Source organism: Glycomyces buryatensis (assembly GCF_004912275.1).
GTDB classification, from domain to species: Bacteria; Actinomycetota; Actinomycetes; order Mycobacteriales; family Micromonosporaceae; genus Glycomyces; species Glycomyces buryatensis.
Window position 1 is genome coordinate 121,968 of sequence record NZ_STGY01000056.1, and the last position, 7,717, is coordinate 129,684.

The 7,717-nt window shown below is 66.2% G+C and carries 8 protein-coding genes; 6 read left to right on the plus strand and 2 right to left on the minus strand.

The genetic code is table 11. The features are described from left to right. Nucleotides 1–66 precede the first annotated feature (66 nt). Nucleotides 67–1,227 (minus strand): DNA polymerase III subunit beta, encoded by a 1,161-nt coding sequence (gene dnaN, locus FAB82_RS15165; RefSeq protein ID WP_136535375.1) that lies wholly within the window; start codon nucleotides 1,225–1,227, stop codon nucleotides 67–69. 397 nt (nucleotides 1,228–1,624) lie between these two features. Beyond that, the gene (dnaA, locus tag FAB82_RS15170) at nucleotides 1,625–3,616 is read right to left on the minus strand and encodes a chromosomal replication initiator protein DnaA (RefSeq protein ID WP_281276918.1); all 1,992 of its coding nucleotides are present in this window, start codon (nucleotides 3,614–3,616) and stop codon (nucleotides 1,625–1,627) included. Nucleotides 3,617–4,240: 624 nt separating this feature from the next. Between dnaA and rpmH the strand changes: the two genes are divergently transcribed. The 6 genes from rpmH to rsmG all read left to right on the plus strand — a co-directional run bounded on the left by rpmH (nucleotide 4,241) and on the right by rsmG (nucleotide 7,672). Next, a complete protein-coding gene (gene rpmH, locus FAB82_RS15175; RefSeq protein ID WP_112137843.1) occupies nucleotides 4,241–4,378 on the plus strand; it encodes a 50S ribosomal protein L34 in 138 nt (45 codons plus the stop codon). Nucleotides 4,379–4,510: 132 nt separating this feature from the next. Then, nucleotides 4,511–4,945, plus strand: coding sequence for a ribonuclease P protein component (gene rnpA, locus FAB82_RS15180; RefSeq protein ID WP_136535377.1), 435 nt, complete (start codon nucleotides 4,511–4,513; stop codon nucleotides 4,943–4,945). A 104-nt stretch (nucleotides 4,946–5,049) separates the two neighbouring features. Further along, complete coding sequence (gene yidD / locus FAB82_RS15185; RefSeq protein ID WP_342799461.1) at nucleotides 5,050–5,301, plus strand: membrane protein insertion efficiency factor YidD; 252 nt, start codon at nucleotides 5,050–5,052, stop codon at nucleotides 5,299–5,301. Beyond that, complete coding sequence (gene yidC / locus FAB82_RS15190; RefSeq protein ID WP_136535379.1) at nucleotides 5,298–6,416, plus strand: membrane protein insertase YidC; 1,119 nt, start codon at nucleotides 5,298–5,300, stop codon at nucleotides 6,414–6,416. Before yidD ends, yidC begins: the two co-directional genes overlap by 4 nt. Nucleotides 6,417–6,484: 68 nt before the next feature. Further along, nucleotides 6,485–6,979 (plus strand): Jag family protein, encoded by a 495-nt coding sequence (locus tag FAB82_RS15195; RefSeq protein WP_136535380.1) that lies wholly within the window; start codon nucleotides 6,485–6,487, stop codon nucleotides 6,977–6,979. A 9-nt stretch (nucleotides 6,980–6,988) separates the two neighbouring features. Continuing rightward, on the plus strand, nucleotides 6,989–7,672 hold the full coding sequence (gene rsmG, locus FAB82_RS15200) for a 16S rRNA (guanine(527)-N(7))-methyltransferase RsmG (protein ID WP_136535381.1): 684 nt from the start codon (nucleotides 6,989–6,991) through the stop codon (nucleotides 7,670–7,672). The last annotated feature ends 45 nt before the right edge of the window (nucleotides 7,673–7,717 follow it).

Sequence of the window (7,717 nt, forward strand, 5' to 3'; positions counted from 1 at the left end):
GTCGCGCCCCCTTTCGCATCAGCGATAAGCGTGTTCGCGCCCAGGTCACGCACTTCGTTGTGTGGGTTAGGCGTCCCACCGCAATGGTTGCAGCATGTACAGGTAGCCGTCGTGCTTTGTGTCAGATTCCTCATCTTCGGGCGCGCCCTCCCCGCTCATCACGACCGGCTTGCCGAGCTCGTTCATCTTGAACGCGGTCACGGGAGCATCCACAACGGACAGACCGTCGAGGAGGTACGTGGGGTTGAACGCGATCTTGCCGGGTTCGCCGTCGAGCACGCAGTCCATGCCCTCGGACGCCTTGGCGTCCTCGGCGCCGCCGGCCTCGACCACGAGGCCGTCCTCGTCGAAGGACAGGCGGATCGGCGAGTTGCGGTCGCCGACGAGCGCGACGCGGCGGGCCACCTCGATCAGGTCGGAGGTCTTGACCTTGAGCGTGGTCGAGTAGGACGTCGCCAGCAGGCTCCGCAGCGGCGGCAGCTGGCCGTCCAGGACCCGCGAGGTGGTCTGGCGGCCCCCGGCGATGAAGCCGACCATGCCGGGGGAACCTTCGGTTCCCAACGGCACTGCGATCGTCACGGAACCCCCTGAATTTCCTGACGTGGACCCGAAGGTACGGGCGGTGTCCGCGAGGGCTTTGGCGGGCACCAGGACGGTCACGGCGACGTCGGACTCGCCGGGCTCCCAGGAGGAGTCGCGGATGGCCATCCGGTAGCGGTCGGTGGCGAGCATGCCCATGCCGCCGCCGGTCAACTCGAGCTGAACGCCGGTCATCGTCGGCAGGGTCTCGTCCTTGCCGGCGGCGATGGCGGTCTGGGCGACGGCCTTGGCGAACTCGTCGGCGTCGATGGTGCCGATCGCCTCGGGCATCTGCGGCAGGCTCGGGTAGTCCTCCAGCGGCATCGTCGGCAGGGTGAAACGGGCCGAACCGCAAGTGAGTTCGGCGTGGGGGCCGTCGACGGTGAAGTTCACCGGCTTGTTCGGGAGGGCCTTGACGATCTCGGACAAGAGCTTCCCCGACACCAGGGTGGTCCCGGCCGATTCGCCGGTGACGGCGACGGTGACGCGGGTGGAGATCTCGTAGTCGAAACCGGAGATGGTCAGCTCGCCTTCGTCGACCGACAGGCGGGCTCCGGCGAGGACGGGAACCGACGGTCGGGTGGGAAGGCTCTTGGCCGTCCACGACACCGCGTCGGCGAAGGTGTCTCGATCAACTTGGAACTTCATGGGTGCTCGCTCCTCATCTGGCTGAAGCCCGGTTGTACACAGCGCTATTACTAATGGTTTCTCTTTATATATAACTGTCGTCGTAGTAGTCGGTGCTGTGGAAACTGTGGAAAACCCGCCTTTTTGCAGCTAGACCCCTAAGTGGCCCTGTGGACGACCTGTGGAGAACCTGTGGATGAATCGGGAGTTTATCCACAGGTTCATGCACCTGCCGAGTTTTCCACATTCTGTCCACAGCTTCATCCACAGCTTTTCCACAGGTTATGCACAGGGTTGTGCACACCGAAATTGCGAATCGAATTCACGGCTTCGCCTGTTTTCCACATTCTGTCCACAGGATTTCCACAGAAATCCGGGTTTATCCACAGCTTTTCCACAACGTTATCCACAGGCGACTTCATTCGTCGGTGTGTTTCAAACGATTGGTCAATTCCGCGATCTGGTTGTACAGGGCCCGGCGCTCGGCCATCTGCTTCCTGATCTTCTTGTTCGCGTGCATGACGGTGGTGTGGTCCCTGCCGCCGAACGCCTGCCCGATGCGCGGCAGCGACATGTCGGTCAGCTCCCGGCACAGGTACATCGCGACCTGGCGGGCGTTGACCAGCACCCGCGAGCGCGAGTTCCCCTTGAGGTCGGAGCCCTGAACGCCGAAGTAGTCGGCGGTGGCGCTCATGATCTGGTCCACGGTGACCTCGGCGGCCTGCCCGCCCTCGGGGATGAAGTCGTGCAGCACTTCCTCGGCCAGACCCAGGTCGACCGGCTTGCGGTTGAGACTGGCGTAGGCCGTGACGCGGATGAGCGCGCCCTCCAGCTCCCGGATGGAGTGGTGGATCTGGGTGGCGATGAACTCGACCGCGTCGGTGGGGATGTTGAGTTCGTCCTGCACCGCCTTCTTGCGCAGGATCGCGATCCGCGTCTCCAGGTCCGGCGGCTGGATGTCGGCGAGCAGGCCCCACTCGAAGCGGGTGCGCAGCCGGTCCTCCAGGGTCTGGAGCTGCTTGGGAGAGCGGTCGGAGGAGATCACCAGCTGCTTGTTGGCGTTGTGCAGCGCGTTGAAGGTGTGGAAGAACTCTTCTTGGGTGCGCTCGCGGTCCATCAGGAATTGGATGTCGTCGATCAGGAGGATGTCGACGTCCCGGTAGCGCCGCTGGAAGGCCTGCTGGCGGCGGTCCGACAGCGAGTTGATGAAGTCGTTCGTGAACTCCTCGGTGGTCACGTACCGCACCGAGGACGCGGTGCCCAGGTCGTGGGCGTAGTGGCCGACCGCATGCAGCAGGTGGGTCTTGCCGAGCCCGGAACCGCCGTAGATGAACAGCGGGTTGTAGGCCTTCGCGGGGGCCTCGGCCACGGCGAACGCGGCCGCGTGGGCGAAGCGGTTGGACGAGCCGATGACGAAGGTGTCGAAGTTGTAGCGCGGTTGCAGCCGGCCCACCCCGTCGACGACACCGGCCTGCGGGGCCTCCTTCACGGACTTGGTGATGCCGCCGCGGCGCTGCGGATCGGGGTCGTCCGACGGAGGCGGTGCGACCGGCGGGGTGTAGGCGTTCGCCTCCGCCGCCACCGCGTGAGCGGGGGTCGGCTCGGCCACCTCGGGTTGGTGCGGCTGCTGCTGCGGAATGCTCGGGGCCTCGGGCGCCGGCGCCGCGACTGGAGCCGGCGAGACGGGACGCTCCGGCGCGGTCTCGGGCTGTACCTCGGTTCGGGACTCGGTCATCCGCGCCTCGGTCTGCGTCTCGGCGGCCGTTCGGGCTCGCGAGCCACGGCCGTTCGCGCGGAACGCGTCCGTGTCGAACAGGCTCGGCGGATTCGCCGAAGGCTGCACGGGAACCGGATCCGGCTGCCGCTGCTGAGGCTGGGCCTGCGGTTGCTGCGGCGATGCGGGCGCCGGTTCCTGGTACTGCGGCTCGGCCTGAGCCGGCGGCTGCGACCGGGGCGCGGGAGGGGAGGGAGGCGTCTCGACCGGGTCGGTGCGGGGCATCTCGAAGATCAGCGTCGCGTCGGAGGCTGCGGGTCGAGCGGGCTCCCACGACTCATCCCGTCGGACGGGCGCGGGTGGCTCCTCGGCCCGGACGGGCTCAGCCGGCGGCTCAGGGGCGGCGGCGGTGGCATGCTCGATCGGGGCCTCGGTCGAGCTGTCCTGCATGGTGACCGCGATCTGCGTCGGCTGACCCAGGACCTGGGACAGCGATTCGCTGATCGGGTCGCGCAGCTTCGACTCGAAGGCGGCGCGGGCGAACTTGTTGGGGGCGGCGATGATGAACGTCCCGTTCATCGCCACCAGGGGCTGCGTCAGGCGCATCCACGCCTGCTGCTGACGCGACAGCACTGACGTCTCAGTCAGCTCGGCGGTCACCGCCGACCAGACTGCCGACAGATCTTGGTCGGTCACCTTCGCCATCCCTCGCAATACTCGGTTACGTCTCCGCGGGCGTCGACGTGGTGCGCTAGACTTCGGTCTTCGGACGGCCCGGTTTCGCCAGGCGCGAAGCCGTCGGACCAGACTTCCCCACTCGGTTGCCCGCAGTGCGTCTAAGCAGTTTTCCACAGGTTATCCACAGGCACTCAGTTGGCCTGTGTACATGCGTGCCTCGTGACAATGTTTCCTGAATCACGGTCATGACCTGCGTTTTTATGTGAGCGATCCGGCGATCTGCTAGGCGGCGCGGCGAACTCGCCCATGATGTGGACAAAGTTATCCACAGGCAGCACTTCGGCTTCACCGACGACCGTCCACGCTGTGCGATCCGCGCGGCGCTGCCCAGCTGAACCGGCCTGCGGCGAGGCGTCGCCGGGCGGCGAGTAATATGAGCAAGTTGCCCTGAATACCAGAGGGGCATGCCACACCCGCTGCGCGCGATCGAAGCGCGATGTGAAAGCCCTGCTAGGCTGAAACTTCTTGTCCCTGCACTGCCGGGACGAGGCGTAACCCCAGGCGAGACCGAGCCGGACCCCGGCTCGAAGCCCCGCCTGGGCCGCGCAGCAGCAATTTGATTCGTAATGGGAGACATCCGTCGTGAGCAAGCGCACTTACCAGCCGAACAACCGCCGGCGCCACCGCACCCACGGCTTCCGGCTGCGCATGCGCACCCGTGCCGGGCGCGCCATCATCAACGCGCGTCGCAACAAGGGTCGCAAGCAGCTGACCGTCTGAGCGACTGAGCCGGTCTTTGGCTCAGGGGTGCCGCAATGGTCGGCTCCCGATTTCCGCCGCTCCCCCGATGCGCCGGTCCCTCCGCGGACCGAACGCCTCGACCGGGGACCGACGGGCGAGGACGTGATCCAGGTGCTTCCAGTCGATGCGCGAATCCGCCGCAGCCGTGACTTCGGCTCGGCGATGAAGCGGGGCCGCCGTGCGGCCCGCGGCGGCGTGGTCGTCCACTGGGCACCCGCCCCCGTCCCGACCGAGGGCCGAGACGCAGACGACGCGACACCGTCCGATACCGACGAACACTCGTCGGTGCGGGCGGGTTTTGTCGTATCCAAGGCCGTTGGCAATGCCGTCGTCCGCAATAGAGTCAAGCGCCGGTTGCGTCACGCCGTGGCGGCGCAGATGACCGACTGGCCGGCCGGCACCGACGTCGTCGTGCGGGCCACCCCGAAGGCGGCCGACCTCGACTTCGCCGCGCTCGGCCGCGACCTGTCCGACGCGGTCGCCTTGGCGCGCAGTGCGAAGCGCGGCCCCCGCCGCGAACCGACCCGCGAGCGACGCCGGTCATGAGCGCCGACGCCCACGCTGCTCCCGGGCCCTCGGACGAACGTTCCAATCCTCCCGGTAGAGCGCGAGATTCCTTCTCAGATCACGTCAGTCGCGGCGCGGTCCGGTTGGTGAGCCTTCCGGTGATCGCGTACCGTCGGTGGATAAGCCCCGCGATACCGGACCGGTGCCGTTTTTACCCCAGTTGCAGCGCATATACCCTTGAGGCGCTATCCCGTCACGGTGCAGTCCGTGGCATATGGTTGAGCCTGCGGCGACTGGGACGGTGCCACCCCTTCCATCCGGGGGGCCATGACCCCGTGCCTCCACGGAATGAGCACATGAGATCGAGTATTGAGATGACTGGAGTCCGCAAGTGATGGAGTGGGCCTACAACGGCGTTTCATGGGTACTGCTGCGTTGGCACGACCTCTGGTCGAACGTCTTTGACGGCGCTCAGGCGCTTGCGACGGACTGGGCTTGGGTACTGGCCATCTTCGGCGTGGTCCTGACGCTCCGGATCATCCTGTTCCCGCTGTTCGTCAAGCAGATCCAGTCACAGCGCGCGATGCAGAAGCTGGCACCCGAGATCAAGGCGCTCCAAGAGCGCTACAAGGGTGACAAGGAAACGCTCCAGAAAGAGATGATGGAGCTCTACCGGAAGGAAAAAGCCAACCCACTCATGGGTTGCCTTCCGATCCTCATCCAGATGCCGGTCTTCCTGGCGCTGTTCCACGTCCTGCGCCGGCCCGATCCCGCCCAGACCGCGAACCACACGCTGTACGGCTGGAAAGTGGAGGACTGGGACTCCTACATCCACGCGAAGCTGTTCGACGCCCCGTTCTGGAGCTCGTTCGGCACCGCGGCCGACCAGCTGGACGCCGTCGGCGCCTCGTCGGTGACCGTCAAGATCGTGGCCGCGATCCTGGTCGCGTGCATGATCGTCACCACCTTCCTGACCACGCGTCAGATGATCCTCAAGACCGGCTGGAACGAGGACCCGAACCAGCGGATGATCCAGAAGGTGATGCTCTACGGCATCCCCGTCATCATGATCTTCTCAGGCACGGTCTTCCCGATCGGCGTCGTCATCTACTGGACCGTGAACAACCTCTTCTCGCTGGGGCAGCAGCAGTTCGTGCTCCGCAAGTACCCGCCGCCCGCGCAGAACTCCGCCACCAAGCCGCCCAAGCCCGGCTCGAAGGCGCACGAGCAGATGCTCGAAGAGGAGCGCGAGGCCGCCGAGCGCCGGAAGTCCCTGGCCCCCAAGCCGGGACAGAAGCCGAAGTCGCAGAGCTCGGACTCGGACAAGGCGAAGGACAAGCCCGCTGCGGCGCCGACGAACAACTCGTCGAACAACAAGGCGCCGGGTGGCCCCGGCTCCGGCAAGAACCTCTCACGCGCCGAGCGCATCGCCCGTGCCAAGAAGGTCAGCGGAGCGCAGTCGGCCGGGAAGAAGAAAAAGGGCAAGGGGGGCGGCTCGCAAGCCGCGTAGTCGGCGCCGAGCCCGTCGCAATGGGGCAAACTAGGCTTATAACGAGTGATAGGACATAGTTGGTAATTATGGGAGCAACGGTGCGGGAGGACGAGGTGGCCTCCGAAGACGAACTGTTCGAGCAGAGCGAAGTGGCGGCCGACTACATGGAAGGGCTGCTGGACATCCTCGACATCGATGGCGACATCGATGAGCTGGTGGTCGGAGACCGTCCTCAGGTCGAGATCGTCGGCGAGGACCTCGGCAACCTGGTTGGCCCCAAGGGGCAGACCCTGGAGTCCCTGCAGGAGCTGTGCCGACTTGCGGTCTACCGCAAGACCGGCGACCACTCGCGGCTCATGCTCGACATCGGCGGTTACCGCGCGGGCCGCCGCAAGAAGCTGGCCGAGCTCGCCGAGTCCACGGCGAAGCAGGTCATTGAGAACGGCAGCGTCGTCAAGCTGGACCCGATGAGCGCCTTCGAGCGGAAGTGCGTCCACGACGTCATCAATGCGACCGACGGTGTGCAGAGCGAATCCGAGGGCGCCGAGCCGCGCCGTCGGGTAGTGGTCAAGCCCGAGTAGGGAACATATATGACTGAGGAGCCGACGCGCTCCGAAGACGAAGAGGCCAATGTTTCACGTGAAACATTGGCCTCTGTTTTCGGGGACGATGAAGAGCGCATCCGCAGGGCCGAGGACTATGTGGCGCTGCTGTCGACCGAGGGCATCAAGCGCGGCCTCATCGGTCCGCGAGAGGTGCCGCGACTGTGGGGACGGCACGTGCTTGGCAGCGCCGTGCTCGGCGAGCTGATCGCGAAGGGGGACGACGTGATCGACGTTGGCTCGGGAGCCGGCCTGCCCGGGATCCCGATGGCGCTGGCGCGACCCGACCTGTGGGTGACGCTGGTGGAGCCGATGCAGCGGCGCGTCGATTTCCTGGAGGAAGTGGTGACGGCGCTAGGCATCGACAATGTCGAGGTGCTGCGGGCCAGGGCCGAGGAGGTCGACCCGCGCGGCAATGCGGACGTGGTGGTCTCGAGGGCCGTGGCGCCGCTGGGGAAGCTGGCTCGATGGTGCCTGCCACTGGCGAAGCTGGGCGGATTCATGCTGGCGATCAAGGGGCAGAGCGCGGCCGAGGAGATCGAGCGCGACAAGCGCGAGATCCAGTCCGCCGGCGGGGGCAAGGTCGACCTTCAGGTCTGTGGCGAGTCCAAACTCGTCGAGCCCGTCTTCACCGTCCCCACAACGGCAGTCAGGATCAAGCGAGTCCGTTAGGGTTGCCCGCCAGCCCGCCAGCCCGCCAGCCCGCCAGCCCGCCAG